Source organism: Streptococcus infantis, assembly GCF_000963255.1.
Taxonomy (GTDB): domain Bacteria; phylum Bacillota; class Bacilli; order Lactobacillales; family Streptococcaceae; genus Streptococcus; species Streptococcus nidrosiense.
In genome coordinates, this window is the sequence record NZ_JYOV01000019.1 from 89,380 (window position 1) to 108,899 (window position 19,520).

Annotated in this window: 18 protein-coding genes; 2 read left to right on the forward strand and 16 right to left on the reverse strand. The window is 39.3% G+C overall.

The annotated features are described in order from the left end of the window. Nucleotides 1–3 precede the first annotated feature (3 nt). The 6 genes from TZ96_RS07555 to TZ96_RS07580 form a co-directional block, all read right to left on the reverse strand. Entirely contained in the window at nucleotides 4–777 is a 774-nt protein-coding gene (locus TZ96_RS07555; RefSeq protein WP_045763551.1) for a class I SAM-dependent methyltransferase, read from the reverse strand. A 294-nt stretch (nucleotides 778–1,071) separates the two neighbouring features. Then, entirely contained in the window at nucleotides 1,072–1,839 is a 768-nt protein-coding gene (locus TZ96_RS07560) for an epoxyqueuosine reductase QueH (protein ID WP_045763552.1), read from the reverse strand. Nucleotides 1,840–1,906: 67 nt separating this feature from the next. Next, nucleotides 1,907–3,106: an MFS transporter gene (locus TZ96_RS07565; protein ID WP_045763553.1), complete on the reverse strand. Its 1,200-nt coding sequence runs from the start codon at nucleotides 3,104–3,106 to the stop codon at nucleotides 1,907–1,909. Nucleotides 3,107–3,330: 224 nt separating this feature from the next. Beyond that, nucleotides 3,331–4,674, reverse strand: coding sequence for an asparagine--tRNA ligase (gene asnS, locus TZ96_RS07570; RefSeq protein ID WP_045763626.1), 1,344 nt, complete (start codon nucleotides 4,672–4,674; stop codon nucleotides 3,331–3,333). A gap of 150 nt (nucleotides 4,675–4,824) precedes the next feature. Further along, the gene (locus TZ96_RS07575; RefSeq protein WP_045763554.1) at nucleotides 4,825–6,003 is read right to left on the reverse strand and encodes a pyridoxal phosphate-dependent aminotransferase; all 1,179 of its coding nucleotides are present in this window, start codon (nucleotides 6,001–6,003) and stop codon (nucleotides 4,825–4,827) included. Beyond that, on the reverse strand, nucleotides 6,000–6,488 hold the full coding sequence (locus TZ96_RS07580) for a DUF5590 domain-containing protein (protein WP_025171282.1): 489 nt from the start codon (nucleotides 6,486–6,488) through the stop codon (nucleotides 6,000–6,002). The genes TZ96_RS07575 and TZ96_RS07580 overlap by 4 nt, the downstream gene beginning before the upstream one ends. 261 nt (nucleotides 6,489–6,749) lie before the next feature. Between TZ96_RS07580 and TZ96_RS07585 the strand changes: the two genes are divergently transcribed. Beyond that, complete coding sequence (locus TZ96_RS07585) at nucleotides 6,750–7,298, forward strand: NADPH-dependent FMN reductase (RefSeq protein ID WP_045763555.1); 549 nt, start codon at nucleotides 6,750–6,752, stop codon at nucleotides 7,296–7,298. Between the two features lie 146 nt (nucleotides 7,299–7,444). Here the strand turns inward: TZ96_RS07585 and tnpA are convergent, their stop codons facing one another. After that, complete coding sequence (gene tnpA / locus TZ96_RS07590) at nucleotides 7,445–7,900, reverse strand: IS200/IS605 family transposase (protein ID WP_045763556.1); 456 nt, start codon at nucleotides 7,898–7,900, stop codon at nucleotides 7,445–7,447. Between the two features lie 193 nt (nucleotides 7,901–8,093). Further along, a complete protein-coding gene (locus TZ96_RS07595) occupies nucleotides 8,094–9,284 on the reverse strand; it encodes an O-antigen ligase family protein (protein ID WP_045763557.1) in 1,191 nt (396 codons plus the stop codon). 210 nt (nucleotides 9,285–9,494) lie between these two features. Between TZ96_RS07595 and birA the strand changes: the two genes are divergently transcribed. After that, nucleotides 9,495–10,430 (forward strand): bifunctional biotin--[acetyl-CoA-carboxylase] ligase/biotin operon repressor BirA, encoded by a 936-nt coding sequence (gene birA / locus TZ96_RS07600; protein WP_045763558.1) that lies wholly within the window; start codon nucleotides 9,495–9,497, stop codon nucleotides 10,428–10,430. Nucleotides 10,431–10,486: 56 nt separating this feature from the next. Here birA and TZ96_RS07605 read toward each other — a convergent pair whose 3' ends face one another. From TZ96_RS07605 to TZ96_RS07640, 8 genes are all read right to left on the reverse strand, one after another. Beyond that, a complete protein-coding gene (locus tag TZ96_RS07605; RefSeq protein ID WP_045763559.1) occupies nucleotides 10,487–11,677 on the reverse strand; it encodes an acetate kinase in 1,191 nt (396 codons plus the stop codon). 48 nt (nucleotides 11,678–11,725) lie between these two features. After that, entirely contained in the window at nucleotides 11,726–12,679 is a 954-nt protein-coding gene (locus TZ96_RS07610) for a class I SAM-dependent methyltransferase (RefSeq protein WP_045763560.1), read from the reverse strand. Nucleotides 12,680–12,782: 103 nt separating this feature from the next. Continuing rightward, nucleotides 12,783–13,895: an N-acetylmuramoyl-L-alanine amidase family protein gene (locus TZ96_RS07615; protein ID WP_045763561.1), complete on the reverse strand. Its 1,113-nt coding sequence runs from the start codon at nucleotides 13,893–13,895 to the stop codon at nucleotides 12,783–12,785. Between the two features lie 118 nt (nucleotides 13,896–14,013). Further along, the gene (locus tag TZ96_RS07620) at nucleotides 14,014–15,621 is read right to left on the reverse strand and encodes a CTP synthase (RefSeq protein WP_045763562.1); all 1,608 of its coding nucleotides are present in this window, start codon (nucleotides 15,619–15,621) and stop codon (nucleotides 14,014–14,016) included. Nucleotides 15,622–15,942: 321 nt separating this feature from the next. Further along, the gene (rpoE, locus tag TZ96_RS07625; protein WP_000418422.1) at nucleotides 15,943–16,518 is read right to left on the reverse strand and encodes a DNA-directed RNA polymerase subunit delta; all 576 of its coding nucleotides are present in this window, start codon (nucleotides 16,516–16,518) and stop codon (nucleotides 15,943–15,945) included. A 533-nt stretch (nucleotides 16,519–17,051) separates the two neighbouring features. Next, the gene (locus TZ96_RS07630; protein ID WP_045763563.1) at nucleotides 17,052–18,197 is read right to left on the reverse strand and encodes an FtsX-like permease family protein; all 1,146 of its coding nucleotides are present in this window, start codon (nucleotides 18,195–18,197) and stop codon (nucleotides 17,052–17,054) included. Nucleotides 18,198–18,200: 3 nt separating this feature from the next. After that, nucleotides 18,201–18,881: an ABC transporter ATP-binding protein gene (locus tag TZ96_RS07635; protein ID WP_045763564.1), complete on the reverse strand. Its 681-nt coding sequence runs from the start codon at nucleotides 18,879–18,881 to the stop codon at nucleotides 18,201–18,203. Further along, complete coding sequence (locus TZ96_RS07640; RefSeq protein WP_045763565.1) at nucleotides 18,878–19,453, reverse strand: TetR/AcrR family transcriptional regulator; 576 nt, start codon at nucleotides 19,451–19,453, stop codon at nucleotides 18,878–18,880. The genes TZ96_RS07635 and TZ96_RS07640 overlap by 4 nt, the downstream gene beginning before the upstream one ends. Between the last annotated feature and the right edge of the window lie 67 nt (nucleotides 19,454–19,520).

Genomic DNA, 19,520 nt, shown 5'->3' on the forward strand with positions numbered 1-19,520 from the left:
CCCTTAACTCTCTTTTCGAGCGATAAACATACCATATTCTTTAGGAATAATCAACATACCATTATTAAACTCACTTTCCAATCTATTACGAATTATTTCCTCTTCTAGTGAACCTATTTCGGAAATTCCTTTCAAGGATTGAATATATTGAACTAGATCGTCTATACTTGTCACCTGTAGCTCATCATCATAAATTAATTTTTCCACAGTGTCAAAATACCTATTTAAAAAAGCTTTCCCATTTTGTAAAGTAAAAGTTTTATTTTCCAAATTTTGATTAACTACATCTTTAAATAAGCTTGCCAAATAATCTACAACTCCATTTTCACCAAATGTAGCACAATAAAAAATTCCTCCTTTTTTTAATACTCTATTCACTTCAGAGATAGCTTTATCAATGTCATTTACATGATGTAGAAGCATATTAGCAATAACAATATCAAAAGTTTCATTTTTAAAAGAAATATTTTGGATATCCATTCTTTCATAGTTGACATTATCTCTATTTCCAATCACTAACTTCGTAGTTTCTACCATGTCATTAGAAAAATCCGTTATAATCAATTGCTTCATCTTGTCTATAGAATCAAGATTACTTTTCCACAGTTCTCCTGTACCACATCCCAATTCTAGTATCTTTAACTCACCAGTGAGTTGGTAGTTAGAAAAAATCCAATTGTTAAATCCCAATCTATTTTTAGAATACTTCTTATGCAATTCTACTCGAATATCAAGATTATTATGATTTTTATATTGTTCAATTACTTTATCAATCATTCTAAATGACCTCCACTCTATAATTTGACATTATATCACAAGAATAAAGGTAGTGTAAAATAAGTTGTATAAATGCAAAAAAGAATAATTTTACCACAGTATTGAACTATTTTTTGGTCTTCTAAATTCCAAAAAACTCTTTTAAACAAAACTTCATTTTTCATCCACAAGTTTTAAGAGGCACTGATTTATTAAAGGATTGAGATTCTAGGACTAGGAATTCATAGATTAGTCCATCAATTTCTGGCTATCACTTTTCCCTAGTAAAAAACCTGCCTTGAGGCAGGTTTTCGTCTAAATATCTAACTTCGTAACAGTGAACTTGATATGCGAATAGTCTTTTTCGATATCCTTATCTACCATAAAGGCTGTTGCATCCTTCTTGACCTGTACCAAGTCAATATTTTGAGCTTGAGCGGCATAGACACAGCCACAATAACACTGGCGATAGATGTCATACTCTTCACACATTTCTACAGAACGTTTGTAGCCTTGATTTTTCTTAAAATCACTCGGAAGATAATGAGTGGTGTAGATTTTCTGCACATCAATCCCGATACTATTGATGGTTTGTGAATTTTTGTGAGGGCTGATGGTTAGGGCTGAACCGAAGTAATCAAATCCTAAGTCCATAGCCACTTGCGCTGTCTTGTCCAAGCGATAGTCAAAACAAACCTTGCAACGATCCCCACCTTCAGGTTCTTCTTCCAAACCTCGGACCAGTTGACGGTATTCGTTGGGTTCATAAGGTGCTTCTAGATATTGAACATTATTTCCTGTTCGCTCATTGAAATCACTGACAAATTTTTTGGTCACATAAGCACGCTTGTGATACTCAGCTTTAGGATGGATATTTGAATTAGCAAAATAAATGGTTACATCTGCATACTTGGTCAAATACTCTAAAGTATAGGTGCTACAAGGAGCACAACAGACGTGCATGAGAATGGTTGGTCTCTCTTCATTTTTTTCCCAAACTTGAACCATCTTTTGCATGACACGGTCATAGTTGATCTTTTGATTGGGATTCATCTTACTTAGAATTTCTTCTACATCAATCATACTCTTCTCCTTTTCCTCTTGCTATTGTACCACAGGATGATTCTTTGAGCAAATAGGTTTTCGTGCTTTACTCAGTTTTTAAGTCCTTATCTAATAGCTTTCCCATCCTTGTCAGACTGATTATTAATATAGGACAGGTTAAAATCAAGATAAGACCTAAAACTAAAAAGACAGCTACAAGTCCGCAACGATCAATCATCCAGCCTGTCAGTGGAAATATGACAATCATGGAAAGACTAAAAAGCATGGAATTGATACTAAGCATAGTTGCTCTTACACTGGACGGTAAATAACCTTGTAAGTCATTGAAATAGATCGGCTGATAAACTGCATAGAGTGTATCGGTCAAAAGATATACGAGAAGAAAAGCAAAGGGAGTTCCAAAAAACACCAATAGCAAGGCTAAACCCGTTAGTGCAACAAGAGTCGGAAAAACTCGATTGCTATTCCATTTTTTTCCAATTTGACTAGCTACATAAACTGCTATAAGATTTAAGCCACTACCAATCAGCATGACCAGCGATACCTGCCACCCTGCTAAGTCACTTATTTTCTGCTGATAGTAAAAGTAAAACATACACATGAGTGTTCCGACTAGCTGATAAGTCATCATCCAGTAAAAGAGTACTGGTTTTTCATGCCATTCTTTTCGAACTTGCAGGACAATCGTTTTAAAGGTTAAGGCTTCATTTTTTTCTCTCTTAGCCATTGGTTCTTTCATCAAATAAACCAAGATTATAGAAATAAATGAAAATCCAATAGCAATCAGATAGGTCCAAGCCAATGCTCCGTGAATAAAGAAGCCTGCCACAACTGTACCTAAGGTTCGGGTGACTTCTGCCACACCAGACAAAAAACTAGAAATCTGAAGATAGCGGTCCTTTTGACCTGCTTCAACTGTTGAATCATATAAGAAAGCGGTACTGGTCCCCGAATCAAAATTATAAGACCAAGCGTTGACCATCATAGCAAAAGCATAAATCCAAAAATTCCCCTGACCAAACAAAATCAAGATAGAGGATACAATACTAGCCAAGCGAGCCAAATAGAGATTGGTTTTGTAGCTAAATCGATCGGCCAACATACCTGACGGGATTTCACACAAGAGACTTGTACCGTGAAAGATACTTTCTAATAGACCGATTTGAAGTAAGGAAAGACCATTTTGGATAAAAAATAAAATCCAAAAACTGGTGATTCCAAAATAAGAAGTGAATTCCAGACCTGCCAGGAGTGGAATATTGCGTTTGTAAGTTCTTTTAAACATCGTTTTCTCTCTTTCAATATATAATATGAGTTTTTCTAAAAGACTTACTTAGAGTTGCCTACATTTTCTCCACCTCTTTCATTTAAAGTAATACTCAATGAAAATCAAAGAGCAAACTAGGAAGCTAGCCGCAGGCTGTACTTGAGTACGGCAAGGTGAAGCTGACGTAGTTTGAATTTGATTTTCGAAGAGCATAAAAACGCCAGACGGCGTTTTTATGGCTATTAAGGTTTGATACGGTGCAACATACGTGGGAACGGAATGGCTTCACGGATGTGTTTTGTACCAGCTGCGAAGGTTACCATACGCTCGATACCGATACCAAATCCACCGTGTGGAACTGTACCGTATTTACGAAGGTCAAGGTAGAATTCATATTCTGTACGATCCATACCTAGTGATTCCATCTTCGCTACAAGGGCATCATAGTCTTCCTCACGCATTGAACCACCGATGATTTCTCCGTAACCTTCTGGTGCGAGCAAGTCTGCACAAAGTACGCGATCTGGGTTACCAGGAACTGGTTTCATGTAGAAGGCCTTGATGTCTGCTGGGTAGTTAATCACGAAGGTTGGTACACCAAAGTGGTTTGAAATCCAAGTTTCATGTGGCGAACCGAAGTCATCACCATGTTCAAGATGCTCATAGTCAGCGTCTTCATCATTTTCATGCTCTTGCAAGAGGTCAATGGCTTGATCGTAAGTGATGCGTTTGAATGGCTCTGCAATGTAGCGTTTCAAAAGCTCAGTATCACGTTCCAATGTTTCCAATGCTTGTGGAGCACGGTCAAGAACACCTTGAAGAAGAGCTTTGACATAAGCTTCTTGCAAGTCAAGTGACTCATCATGTGTCAAGTATGAATACTCAGCATCCATCATCCAGAACTCAGTCAAGTGACGGCGAGTTTTTGATTTTTCAGCACGGAATACTGGACCAAAGTCAAAGACACGACCAAGAGCCATAGCACCAGCTTCAAGATAAAGTTGACCAGATTGGCTCAAGTAGGCTGGAGTACCAAAGTAGTCTGTTTCAAACAATTCAGTTGAATCTTCTGCAGCATTTCCTGAAAGAATTGGGCTATCAAACTTCATGAAGCCATTTTTATCAAAGAACTCATAAGTTGCATAGATGATAGCATTACGGATTTGCATGACAGCTACTTGTTTGCGTGAACGAAGCCACAAGTGACGGTTGTCCATCAAGAAGTCTGTTCCGTGCTCTTTTGGAGTGATTGGGTAATCTTGAGATTCACCGATAACTTCGATGTCTGTAATATCCAATTCGTAACCAAATTTAGAACGCTCGTCTTCTTTGACAATCCCTGTCACGAAAACAGAAGTTTCTTGGCTTAGGCGTTTGATGGTGTCAAATTTTTCAAGACCTACTTCTTCTCCAAATTTTTCGATAAAGTTTGGTTTAAAAGCCACACCTTGGAAAAAGGCTGTTCCGTCACGCAATTGTAAGAAGGCAATTTTCCCTTTTCCTGATTTGTTGGCAACCCAAGCACCAATAGTGACTTCTTGACCAACGTAATCTTTTACTTCGATAATTGTTACACGTTTTGTCATCATTTATCTTCCTTTTTTCGTTTAACTTGTCCAAAGACATTATTACTCATTATTGTACCACAAATAATGGCTGATAGCTAGCTTGTTTGATAGAAATTCATAAGTTTTTAGCTACAAAAACCTCCGCCAAAAGGACGGAGGTTTAACTTCTTATTTTTCCATAAATTGGTGCAAACGACGAATGGCTTCTTTAAGGGTATCCAAGTCTGTCGCATAGCTGAGACGAACATTTTCTGGTGCTCCAAATCCGGCTCCTGTAATCAAGGCCAGACCAACTTCTTCAAGAATAGCCGTTGTAAATGCTGTTACATCGCTATAACCTTTCATCTCCATAGCTTTTTTGACATTTGGGAAGAGATAGAAGGCTCCTTGAGGTTTGACAACCTCAAAACCAGGGACCTCACACAAGAGTGGATAGATGGTATTCAAACGTTCCTCGAAAGCCTGACGCATGGTTTCTACAGAGTCTTGAGGTCCAGTTAACGCTTCAATCGTTGCATATTGAGATACCGCAGTCAGGTTTGAAGTCGTTTGACCTGTTAGTTTACTCATGGCAGCGATGATTTCTGGATCACCCACTGCATAACCTACCCGCCAACCTGTCATAGCATAGGCCTTAGACACACCATTGATAACAATGGTTTGTTTGCGAATCGCTTCTGATAGACTAGAGATTGGCACAAACTCATTACCGTTATAGACCAAGCGTCCATAAATATCATCTGCTAGGATGAGAATATCATGTTCAACAGCCCAATTTCCAATGGCCAAGAGTTCCTCGCGAGAATAGATCATACCGGTCGGATTAGATGGCGAATTAAGAACCAAGACTTTGGTCTTATCTGTGCGAGCTGCTTCTAATTGCTCCACAGTTACTTTAAAGTGATTGTCTTCCTTGGCTTGAACAAAGACTGGAACACCACCAGCCATTTTAACTTGGTCACCATAGCTGACCCAATAAGGGGTTGGAATAATGACCTCATCTCCTGGATTAACCACAGCCATAAAGAAAGTGTAGAGTGAGAATTTTGCACCTGTCGCAAAAGTGACCTCATTAGCCGCTACAGAATAACCATAATAACGTTCAAAATAGGTATTGACCGCTGCTTTTAATTCAGGCAAACCTGAAGCTACTGTATAGAAAGAAGCACGTCCATCTCGAATGGCTGCAACAGCGGCATCTTGAATATTTTCAGGAGTATGAAAATCGGGCTGACCTAAAGTTAAGAAGAGAACATCTTTTCCTTCAGCTTTTAACTTCTTTGCTCTTGCATCACTAGCCAGAGTGACACTTTCTTCCATTTCTAAGACACGTTTAGATAATTTCATAGCTTCTCCTTTTCGATTAGGGCACCAGTTTCAAAATCTACTAGATAATAGTCTCCTCCAGACTTGATTTCCCAAACAGGCTTTTCAGCATAGCGTCCAAAGGTAACCGTATCAATTTCAGTTGCTCCTTTTTCTCTAACAACTGCTTCTGCTTTTTCTTGTGAAGTACCATTTTCTAGTTGATATACGTAAATATTGTTATTACTTTTCTCTATTAAAACAGCAACTGGTTTCTGATTCTTATCTTGACCAAGAACACTATAATAGCTTTCTAAGCCATTAAAGATATCAACCTGGCTGACCGTTTCTAGATTCGCATACTGCTTAGCCAGTTTTTCCCCTTCCACCTTCGCTGTCTGATAAGGCTTCATGCTAAGCCACACCAAATAGAGAAAGGAAGAAGTCACAACTAGAGCCAACAGGGTCAAGCCAATGCTGTACTGAAATAATAAGGAATTTTTTTCTTTTTTCTGTCTCATTTTCACTCGTCTATTTTACCATCTATCCAAGTGAATTACAAGTGAATAAAGGAGGAGGATTTGGCTCGGAACTTCTCTTATGACAGGAGTATATGACGCTTGAATCATTGATTTCACAGACTTTTCATAATCTCTACTCCTAAAAATAATCTTGACTATCATCGATTTTTATTTTCTGAGCAGATTTCTTGCAAATGATTTCCTTTTGTTGTAACATTGTTTATAACAACAGAGATAACTCTGATTAAAATATAAAGGATACTCCCTATGTCTAAAAAAGTATTATTTATCGTTGGTTCAATTCGTGAAGGTTCCTTCAACCACCAAATGGCGCTAGAAGCCGAAAAAGCTCTTGCAGGAAAAGCTGAGATTAGCTACCTTGACTACTCAGCTATTCCACTATTTAGTCAAGATCTTGAAGTTCCAACTCTTCCAGCTGTAACAGCAGCTCGTGAAGCAGTTCTTGCTGCTGATGCTATCTGGATTTTCTCTCCAGTCTACAACTTCTCAATTCCTGGAACAGTGAAAAACTTGCTTGACTGGCTTTCACGCGCTCTTGACTTATCTGATACACGCGGAGCATCTGCCCTTCAAGATAAAATCGTTACTGTGTCTTCAGTAGCAAATGCAGGTCATGAACAACTCTTTGCAATCTACAAAGACCTCTTGCCATTCATCCGTACACAAGTTGTAGGTGAATTCACTGCTGCTCGTATCAATGATTCTGCTTGGGGAGATGGCAAATTAGTCCTTGAAGACAGTGTTGCTACTTCACTAAAACAACAAGCTGAAGACTTGGTTCAAGCTATTCAATAATTGAATCATAACCACCCGTCTAACGGGTGGTTTGCACCAGGGCTATAAGCCCAAATTACCAGCCAGCGCCTAAAGACGCTGGCTTTCACGTTGTTCAAGCCTCATTGCTCTTGACTCGTCACTTGCCTCTTAAAGAGGCGTGAGTATTACTTACCACTATCCCTAAAGGGATCCTCATATTCTTTTACACTTAATTTATCTAGTACTATATCATGCTTTTCCTGATCTTGTATGTATTTCCTTATCGTGGCTTCATTGAGACCTACTGTACTCACATAGTAACCTTCTGCCCAGAAATGCCGATTCCCAAAATTGTACTTGAGGTTGGCGTGTTTGTCAAACATCATGAGTGCACTTTTGCCTTTTAAATACCCCATGAAACTTGAAATATTTATCCTCGGTGGAATACTTACCAACTGATCAGGCATCAAGTGTCCTTCGATAATTTCAATACCTTCATAACCACACAAGCAATGAAATATTTCACCTAAACTACTTCGATATTGATTATAGATCACTTTTCGTCTATACTTAGGGGTGAACACAATGTGATAGAACACCATCCACTTTGTGTGTGATAAACTATGTGCCTTTTGTGCCATATTTTTCTCCTTTCGCTTTACAATTGGCTTGAACACCTTTATTGTATCGCGTTTGGAGTTTTTTGGTATAACCTTCGACGCGCACCCGCATAGCGGGTGGTTTATTTGTCTCGCACCTCACGGAGCGAGACGGACTAATAGTCACATAATGAAAAAAAGATAGTAGAAAATGTTAGTTTCTACTATCTTTTTCTTAATCAACTAATTCATCAATCATACTATGTTTTAGTGGTAAACTACACATCACTAAAAGGAAAATAAAGGATGATTGAAGCCAAAAGAGAGCCAAATCAAAAATTCCGTGCACAGCTACTACTGTCAAGAAAGAGAGGTAAAGTCCAAGGATAGGACGCTTACTAGGTACTTGACTCATATCAATCAACATTCGTACCGGAGTGGCAGAAGCAATCCCCAAGAGAACGGTACCAACAACTCCATAACTCAAAATCGTATCTATATAAATACTATGAGCATGTTCATGATAAGGTGCTCCAATACGAGGGAAAGAGTGCATGTAGGTTAGCGGTCCTTCACCCCAGAATGGATTTTGCTTAAACAAGGCCATTCCAGCATTCCAGATAGAAACACGCTCTTCCATAGATGAATCTAAGGTTCCCATTCGAACACCCAAATCACTAGAAAATAGAAAGGCCAAACCAACCCCAAAAACTCCAATACTAAGCCAGAAAGCACGCCAGTTCTTAATAGTTGTGAAGAGATAAATAATCGCTCCAAAGATAATGGCTGGAAAAGCTGTACGATTCTGCGTAAAGTTTAAACCGAATAAATTAGCAAAGATGGCAATCATAGAAAAGATTCGTAACCACCTTAACTTCGTTGTGCTAATCAGATAAAAACCAATCATGATACAGAAACAACAGATAATTCCATAGTAATTAGGGTTAAAGAAGGCAACCTCCGCTCGGTTTTGATGCCAAACCTGCATCCGTGGTGAGAGGAAGGTATAATCAAATTTCTTTACAATTTGGAAATGTTCCAAGGCTGCAAAGACTGCTGCCAAGACACTTGAAGCTAAAACTCCTTCAATCGTCAACCTAAAAAATTTAGGAGTCAATTGAGCTTGGTAATAGTAAAAGAAGATGGCAAACAGAAACATGGCCACCGAAGAAACTACTCCCATCACATTTTGTGCTAGAAGAGAAATTGCTGTGCTATAAGCAATAAAAAAGAGCAAGATAGGGTGTTGAGACAAACGTTTCAAGATTCCCTTCATCTCCCCGGTATATACTAACCAAAGTAAGTAAGAGATAAAAATAACAACAAAAAGATAAAAAGGGAGAAAAATACTCAGAATAACTCCTAAAAGAAGTCCTTCTTGTTTCGATAAACTTTTTAACTTTTCAATGACACCTATTGATTTCACAACAGATCCTTTCCTTCTGAATATCACATTCAGATAAATAAGTTATTAAAACATTTTACCATTTTTCAAGCGATTTGAAAACCTCTTTGCCTCTATACTCCTAACTAAAACTGGGTAAAATTTTATAGTTAGCTAAGATTACTTGAAAATCGCTATCCCTTTTTTAAAAATATGGTACAATAAGTCTAATTATTCCAGAAAGGGTCTAGCATGAAATCCTACCAAGAAGTCTATAAAATACTAGCTACTGAAACTGATTATCTAAGCGGAGAAAAAATAGCAGAGAGATTAAACCTATCTCGAACTTCCGTATGGAAGGCGATCCAACGTCTCCAACAAGAGGGTCTGGAGATTGACAGTATCAAAAATCGTGGGTATAAACTTCTGGACGGAGACCTTATCTTGCCTCAGGAAATCGAAGCGAATAGTCCCATTACTGTCCAGTTTAAACCCTCAACAAAATCTACCCAAACCGATGCTAAAGAGGCTATGGAAGCTGGTGCTAAAGGGGACAAACTCTACCTTTCCACTAGCCAAACTATGGGACGCGGTCGTTTTCAACGTCCCTATTATTCTCCAGATAAGGGGGGAATTTACATGTCTCTTCACCTACAACCCAATCTCCCTTACCAGAAGCTTCCCGCCTATACACTTCTAACAGCTGGGGCTATCTACAAGGCTATCAAGAATCTTAGTTTGATTGATGTGGATATCAAGTGGGTCAATGACATTTATCTGAACCAGAAAAAAATTGCTGGTATTCTAACAGAAGCCATTACCTCTGTCGAAACTGGACTCGTTACAGATGTTATCATTGGGATCGGGATCAACTTTTCTATCGCTGATTTTCCCAAGAATCTACAAACTAAAGCTGGAAGCTTATTTTCTCAAAATACTCCCATTACTCGCAATGAATTGATTGCTGAAATTTGGAAATGTTTCTACGAAACAGAGACCGATGAACTCCTCTATCTCTATAAAAATCGCTCAATCGTTTTAGGAAAAGAGATTTCCTTCAAGAAGGATCAAGAAATATTCACAGGAAAAGCCTGTGACATCTCTGACCAAGGACAACTGCTGATAGAATTAGCAAACGGTGAAAAGATTTGGCTCAATAGTGGCGAAGTTTCACTGACTAAATGGTAAATCTACTAAATCAAAAAAATCGACCTTTATTATTGAAGGTCGATTTTTTTGATCTGTTATTTTTTCAAACGTTCAACGTCACGCGCGATAACGAGTTCTTCATCCGTTGGAATAACCAGTACACGTACACTTGCTGCATCTGTCGAAATATCTCCGGTTGCACCAAAGACATTTTTCTCTGGATCTACATCACAACCGAACCAAGAAATCCCTGAAATAACATCTTCACGTACATTAGTAGAATTTTCACCGATACCTGCTGTGAAAATAATAGCATCTGCTCCATTTAGGACTGCAAGGTATTGACCAATATGTTTTTGGATACGGTCAACATACATTTCATAAGCCAAAGTAGCATCGTGATCTCCTGCATCCATAGCAGCAATTACATCACGCATATCACTAGACTTACCTGAAACACCCATCAACCCTGACTCACGATTGAGGATACGACTGATGTCCTCAGGCTTGTTAAAGTCCTCTGTATATTGCATTAAATAAGGAATGATGGCTGGGTCAATATCCCCTGTACGAGTTCCCATCATTACACCACCAAGTGGAGTGAATCCCATTGAGGTATCAACAGATTTCCCACCCTTAACAGCTGTAATAGAAGCACCATTACCGATGTGACAAGTGATTAACTTCAACTCTTCAAGTGGACGACCCAAGAGTTTTGCTGCCTCTTGAGCAACGTACTGATGGCTAGTTCCATGGGCTCCGTACTTACGAACCTTGTTTTCTGTGTAATATTTTGTTGGTAGAGGATAGCGATAAGCTTTCTCTGGCATTGTTGTATGGAAGGAAGTATCAAAAACAACGACACTCGTAATATCTGGCAACAATTCTTTGAAGGCACGAATACCCGCAGCATTTGCAGGATTGTGCAATGGAGCAAGGAGACCTAACTCTTCAACTTTTTCAATTACATCACCTTCCACGACTGTAGACTCTTTGAAGTACTCTCCACCTGCAACGACACGGTGTCCAACACCAGTAATTTCATCATAAGATTTAATAATATCAAAACGAATCAAGTCATCAAGCAAAATCTTAACTGCCAAAGTATGGTTGTCAATGTCAAGGACTTGTTGTTCTGAACGACCATCAAATTTAACTGTAGAAATAGAATCTTTCAATCCAATTCGCTCAATCAACCCTTTTGCTAATACTTTTTCTTCTGGCATTTGATAGAGTTGCCATTTCAAACTTGAGCTTCCAGCGTTAATTGCAATGGTTTTTGTCATAATGTTTCCCCTTTTTAAGCGTTTTCAACTATTATATCAAAATTTATACTAGATTTCATGTTCTTGACACCAATTTTGAAAATTTTCCTTAAATTCCAACAAAATTTCAGGATCACGAAGACTAGCAAGTGGATAAACGAAGGGCTCAAAGCCTTCTACCACTTTCTTTTGTAGAACAAAAATGCTCTTAGACTGTGCTCCTTGAGCGAAGAGATCCTCTGGTAAAGCTACGATAGCTACTAGTTGAGCCTGGTCAGTCAGCCAGGTTTTCAAGAGGTCACTCTGGGAACTCGTCAAAAGATCTGTTGGAGCAAGGAAAATAGCATAGCCTCCCGTCTTAAGATATTTGAGAGATTGCTCCATTAATAGATGATGAGCATAAGTATGTTCATCCTTTGCTGCCACTTGATAACGTGAGGCAATCTGATCGTCTGGGTAGTAGCCAATCGGGAGGTCGCTCACAATAAAATCACTTTCTTTTAATACTTGTGGACGTACTGCATCTCCTTGGACAAAGCCCATTTGCAGATCCATAACTTCTGCCATGCTTGCAGCCAGATCGATCAAGAGGTCATCTAGCTCAATCCCAAGGTAATCTACCTTTTTGTTCATGGACGTTAAGAAGCTAGCACCTAGAATTCCCATCCCAGACCCCAACTCTAATAAACTTAGATTCTCAGCAGGCCACAGTTGCTCTATCAGAAAAATCATCAAGTGACCAATGGCATCTGGTGTAAACTGGTGATTTGCTTGGAGAGGTTCTGTTTGCGCTGCCTTCATTAACAAGAATTGGTAGGTTCGTAACCACTCTTCTTTTCGAAGAGCCAATCGTTTTAATGCTTGATTGTTTTTCTTGACATCTTCCAGATTTGTCTGACCATCTAGATAGATTCCATTTTGCTCAATCAAGGCATCGTAAAAATTTGTCGTCAAATCATTTTGAATGATTTGGACATTTTCTAGTAAATAGGTATATGCTTGTTCAATTTTTTCAAAATCCATACCCTTATCTTACCAAAAATAATGTCCTTTTTCCAGATTTTCATAATTGTGAAAATGAAAAAAAGAAAATCTACCTCCTCAGTAGACTTTCTCTGTTTAACATTTATTTCCAAGCGCCACTGGCATCTACATAATAGCCATCTGGCGTGCGTGTATTGCTAAGCATATTACCAGATGAAGCCAGATAGTACCACTTACCATTATCTTTGATCCAACCTGTTGCCATCGCACCTGAATCTTTTAGGTAATACCAAGAGCCATTATCTTTCACCCAGCCTGTTGCCATGGAACCTGAGTCTTTTAGATAATACCAAGTACCACCATCATTAAGCCAGCCTGTCGCCATGGAACCTGAGTCTTTTAGGTAATACCAAGAGCCGTTATCATATAACCAATCAGCTGAAATCATAGCTCCTGATGATTTAAAGGCATACCAGCTACCACCTTGATGAAGCCATGTTTGATTAAACATAACCCCTTTATCATCCATAAAATACCAGCTTCCCTGATCCTTAATCCAAGCATCTTTAACTAGTTGTCCTTGTTTTTGATAGTACCAGTTTTGTTTAGATTTTAGCCAGCTAGCAGTTTCAAAGATTGGAGAAAGTTCTACATACGATCCACCACTATTATATTTCCGAACAATTCTTCCTGGTTTAATTAAATTAAGAGTTCCTCCTTCACGCCAGGCAACAACAGATTTTCCTGATGTTACAGTTGGAAGCGTTGCAATATAAGATTCATTTAGAGAATCCCATGAACTTTCTAAGATTTGGTCCCCATCGATAACGAAGTAACCACTCTTAGCGTCATCTGAATAAACATCATCAACTACTTTAGTAGACCAAGTCTTCACTTCGTTTCCACTCTTAGCCTCTACTACAATATCTCCACGGTATCCATAAGGGATATAAAAGTGTAGAAAACGCCCCTTATCTTCAGTTTTAGATACTGTTCTTTCCTCAGCTAAGAAGTTAGTATTTTGCTTTTCTCCATTTAAACTAACTGTCCATTCGATTTCGCTAGTACTAGGTAGATCTAACACTTTAATATTTACTTCATATCCATTATTAATTTTGCTAACTTTCCCATTTTCGTATCGAATACCACCTTTAATAGGCCATACCTCTTGTAACTCAAAAGCCTTGGCAGATTGAGGAAAAGCTAGTAAAGCTAAACCTGCTAAAGACAAACTAAATAGTGTAATTTTTTTCATGAGATTTCCTCCTGTTTTTATCCATGTTAATTATATCACTATGATATTTTTTTGCAAGTGATATCCTAAATTTATATAGGAAAAACCTCTGAGATGACTCTCAAAGGTTTAATCATGACTATTTACTATTTTCGACAGCTGCTGTTACAAAAGCAGTGTAGAGTTCTTCTGGGCGGTTTGGACGACTTGAAAGCTCTGGGTGGTACTGACAAGCCACAAAGAATTTGTTTTCTGGAATCTCCACAATTTCGACCAAGCGGTTGTCTGGTGAAACACCTGAAAAGACAAAACCTGCTCCTTCAAACTGTTCACGGAAGGCATTGTTAAACTCATAACGGTGACGGTGACGGCGTTGCACCACCTCTTTGTTATGATAAGCTGCCGCTGCCTTAGAACCACGTTTTAACTTAGAAGGATAAAGTCCCAAACGAAGGGTACCACCCATGTCCTCAACATCAATCTGATCACGCATGATATCGATGATAGGGTATTTGGTATCAGGATTTAGCTCTGCTGAATTAGCTCCTTCAAGACCTAAGACATTACGGGCAAACTCGATACAGGTCAACTGCATACCCAAGCAGACTCCCAGCATTGGTACATCATTTTCACGCGCATAGCGAATCGCTTCAATCTTACCTTCAGTTCCACGTTGACCAAAACCACCTGGAACGATGATTCCGTCAGCATCCGATAGGAGTTCTTCCACATTGTCAGCTGTCACATCGTTAGCATTGACCCAATCAATCTTGACTTCTGCATCATTGGCATAACCTGAGTGTTTCAAGGCCTCTACGACAGAAATGTAGGCATCTTGCAACTCAACATACTTACCAACAAGAGCAATCTTGACTTGTTTTTTGAGGTTCATGACCTTATCAACCATAGCTGACCACTCTGTCATATCTGCTGCAGGTGCATCAATTTTCAAATGGTCACAAACGATTTGATCCATACCTTGTGCTTGCAGGTTAAGTGGGATTTGGTAAAGATGATCCACATCCAAGGACTCGATAACTGCTTCTGGTGCCACATCACAGAACTGGGCCAGTTTATTTTTAATTCCTTGTCCAGCTGGCTTTTCAGTACGGATGACTAACATATTAGGCTGGATTCCCAAACCACGCAATTCTTTGACAGAGTGTTGAGTTGGTTTTGTCTTCATTTCACCAGCTGCCTTGAGGTAAGGAAGCAAGGTCGTATGGATATACATGACATTATCTGCACCCACATCTGCCTTCATCTGACGAAGAGCTTCTAAGAATGGAAGGGACTCGATATCCCCGACTGTTCCACCAACCTCTGTAATAATGACATCAGAGTCTGTCGTAAGAGCAGCACGCTTGATTTTTTCTTTCAAAGCATCTGTAATATGAGGAATAACCTGGACAGTTGCTCCAAGGTACTCTCCACGGCGTTCCTTACGAAGAACTTCGCTGTAGATTTTACCAGTTGTCACGTTTGAGTATTTATTAAGGTTAATATCGATGAAACGCTCATAGTGGCCTAGGTCCAAATCTGTCTCAGCCCCATCATCTGTTACAAATACTTCTCCGTGCTGGTAAGGGCTCATGGTTCCTGGGTCAATATTGATATAAGGGTCAAATTTTTGAATGGTCACCTTCAAACCACGGTTTTTCAAAAGACGCCCAAGGCTCGCTGCAACGATCCCTTTCCCAATAGACGATACCACACCACCAGTGACAAAAATATATTTCGTAGACATAGATTCCTCTTTCTAAAATGCTCAAGGTCTTGTTTACTAACAGGGGATTGAGAAAACAAGACCTTCATCAATAACTACACCCCAAGAAGAAAAGCTTCCTGGAAAAAACAAAAATAGCTCCCTAAGAACTAGGGAGCTCCGACCTCTAAAAGAGGTGCCCGAACAATATATTACCTCAAAATGAAGCATTTGTCAAATAGAACAAATCGTTGACTTGGCATTCCATCTTGCATAACTCATTCAAACTAAAAAGTAAAAAGAGGCTGGATCTAGGAAATCGAGACTTAAGCGACCGATACCTGTTCCAGCTCCTTTTTATTTTTATTCTTCCTCTTCTTCAGAGTCTTCGTCGTCTTCTTCATTAAGATCGACTTCTTCATCTAGATCATCTGGGGCGATTTCATTGATTTCAGCATCGTAGGCTTCCACTTCATTCTTCTCATCATCTGGATTTTCATCATCATAAGAAAGAGCTGGATCTTCTTCGTATGCATCCTCATCTTCTGGATCATCTGCACTGTAATCAATAGCATCTGCATCACCATCCATGAAGGCGTTGACACGTTTTTTCTTAGCCTTAGGTGCTACTTCTTCATCATCACTTTCTTCAAGAGCAATGATTTCCTCATCGATTTCATCAACTCCATACCATGAACGAAGACCCCATTTGTTATCTCCAAGTGAGATAAAGCTACCGTCAAAGTTCAACTCTGTGTAGAACAAAGGCAAAGCTTCACGAATATCGCTATTAGAGGTACCGAGATAGTTTTGGATTTCATTAACCAAATCACTAAAATGCATTTCGTGATCACGACCACGGAGTTCCAAGATGGCACGAGCCACCTCAATCATAGATAGTTCACTTTTTTCTTGCCCAGCAAATACTTCTAATTCCAAAGCGTTTCTCCTCATTTTTTACTACTAACGCCAGAGTGGATAAACTCTGATCTCATTTTATCATGTACTCTTTATTGTACGATAATTTTGCCTAATAGTCAAAGGTTTAGGAGAAATAAATATGAAATATTTCATCTAATTAATACACAATGAAAATCAAAGAGCAAACTAGGAAGCTAGCCACAGGCTGCTCAAAACACTGTTTTGAGGTTGCAGATGGAAGCTGACGTGGTTTAAAGAGATTTTCGAAGAGTATAAAAGACCTGGGAGATACACTCACAGGTCTTTTGATTTATTTATGACTCAAAAATGCAGCTCCAATGTCAACCACAAACTGCAAGAGGATTCCTACCTAGATAAAGGATCATTTGTTGCGCCAGATTAAGTAAAAGGCCCCTTTCAGGTCCTGCCAGTAGTTCCGTTTCATAATGTCTCACTTCCATTCTATCATTCCCCTAGAATAGTGGAAAAGCCTCTCTCTGTCAATCATTTATCACAAAGAAAAAAGGCTGGGAAAACCAGCCATTTTCACACTATTCAGCTAAGAGCACTTCTTTGATGGTTTGTTTTTGGAGTTTTCTGTTGGATAGATAAAAGAGGCTTTCATAAATCAAAGCAAAACCTATCAAGGTCCAAAAGCACACATTCCCATCAAAGTGATGCTCAATCTTTTCAGGAACCGTATCTTTGATTATACCAATCAAGATTTCCATGATACCGTATTGATAAGCCGTCCCTAAAACAAATCCTAGATAAGCCCAAAAACGATAAGGAGCGAGAATATGACCTTGGCATTCACGATCGGTGTAGCCAAAAGCCTTCATAAGAGCCAAGGTTTCGCGACTTTCAGAGACCACAATCCCCAATGACAAAAAGAGTATCGAGAAAGAAAGGATCAAGCCAATCATGATCATCATGGTTTGGATGATATCATCTGTGTAATCCCTGAGGCCAAAGGACAATTGAACCATGGCCGCAAAACACATAGAGCCAAAGACTACAAAAAACAGTATAGATTTTCTCCCCCAAATCAGTGATGAGGACAGCTCTTTTAGGAAGGCCTTCTCTTTCTTAGGAGCCCTCTTTCTCCTTTGAGCCTTGATTGGTGTTGGAGATTTTTTCAATAAGCGAAGTGCCGGCGTTTGTAATTGTCTTCTAGCATAGCCAATCGCGAGAAGCATAAAAAATACCGTTGGCAGGATCACCAAAGCAAGCAAGAGCTGCCAATGAAAATGAATGGAGATTTCTGGCAGGATCCCCTTCTCATTACGAAAGTCATAAAAATGCCCCATCATAAGAAAAGAAGCGAAATAGCCAAGAAGTGCCCCAATTCCAAAACTGAGTCCAAAAGCCCAAAATCGTTTAGCCAACTGGACATTGCTATAACCCAAAGCCTTTAAAATTCCTAATTGTTCCTTGTGGTCATCGACAAATTGTTTGATATAAAAACACATGAGAAGGATTGATGTTAAGGACAAGACAACTCCACTGACCATTGCCACCATCCAGGAAAGCGAAACCTGGGCATCATAGTAGGTCTGAATCATCGGATTGGTTTTAGAAATCTCCAACTGCTCGATATCCAAGTAAAAATTCAAGAAGAGATTGGCCACAAATACCGCACAAGCCCCAATGATACTGACGACAACTAATTTTCGAATATCTTTTACTGAAAACATGGCTTACCATCCAATCTCATAAGCAGTCTGTGGCTGATCATTGGTCACAACTTCAGTAATTTTGCCACTATTGACGCGAATGATGGTTCTGGCCATATCCGCAATATTTTGGTTGTGTGTCACCATGATTAGGGTAAAGCCTAGCTTTTCCTTCAACTTCCAGATATAGTCGAGAATCTTGCGCCCTGTTTCTTCATCCAGGGCCCCCGTCGGCTCATCTAAGAAAAGAATCTCTGGCTTTTTGGCTAAGGCACGAGCAATAGATACTCTCTGCTGTTCGCCTCCAGACAATTCACTCGGATACTTGTCCAGCTTATCGCCAAGCCCCAAATCCTCAATAATCTGCAAAAAATCATGATTGTTTGCCAGGTCAGCTCCCATCTTAACATTCTGTCTTACTGTCAGATTAGGTAATAAATAATACTGTTGGAAAATAAAGGCAATTTTTTCACGTCTAAAGGCCGTCAATTGAGCATCCGTGAGCTGCGATAAATCCTGTCCTTGAATGAGAATATGCCCCTCATCTACCTTTTCTAATCCGGATAACACGTTTAAGAGGGTTGACTTTCCTGATCCAGAAGGACCTAGGATAACCACATCATCCTGATCTTGAATCTGCAGATCAATCCCTTTTAAGACCTTGGTTTGGCCGTAGCCTTTGTGAACATTTTCTAGTTGAATCATTTCTTTCCTACCATTTCTTTGATGAGAGATTGACAAACTTCTGTCAATAAACCAATCACTTCTTCCATGCTGAACTGATAAATACCAGAAGCAACCATAGAGGCCATGCCGTGCGAGTAGATAAATAGATGCTGGTACAGGCGACTAGCCTCCTCTAACGTCAAAGGATAGTCTGCGACAATCGAATCCAGAACCAATTGGTAACTATGATCCTTCATGGGAAGAAAATCTTGAAAGCGACGAATCGGATCTTTGCTAGGATTTTGGAAAAGCAATTGAAAAAGTTGGGGATCTTTTGAGGCAAAAAGGATATAAGCAACCCCGACAGATCGAAAAGGCTTCTCATCTTCTAAAGCCTTGCGTATATACTCCACCACGACCATTTCAGCAGCAATAATAACCTCTGCTTGTAACTCAGACATATTAGCAAATTGCCCAAAAATGACTCTTGGTGTGGCGCCCAGTTTCTCTGCTAATGCTCTAGCCGTCAAACTAGACATTCCCTCTTCTCTAACCAATTGTAAAGCTGTCCCAATCATAGTCTCTTTACTAAATTTAACCTTTGGTGGCATAATACTCCTTTGACGCAACATTTGTTGCGCAACATTTGTCACCCAAAAGAATACCATAACAAAGAAA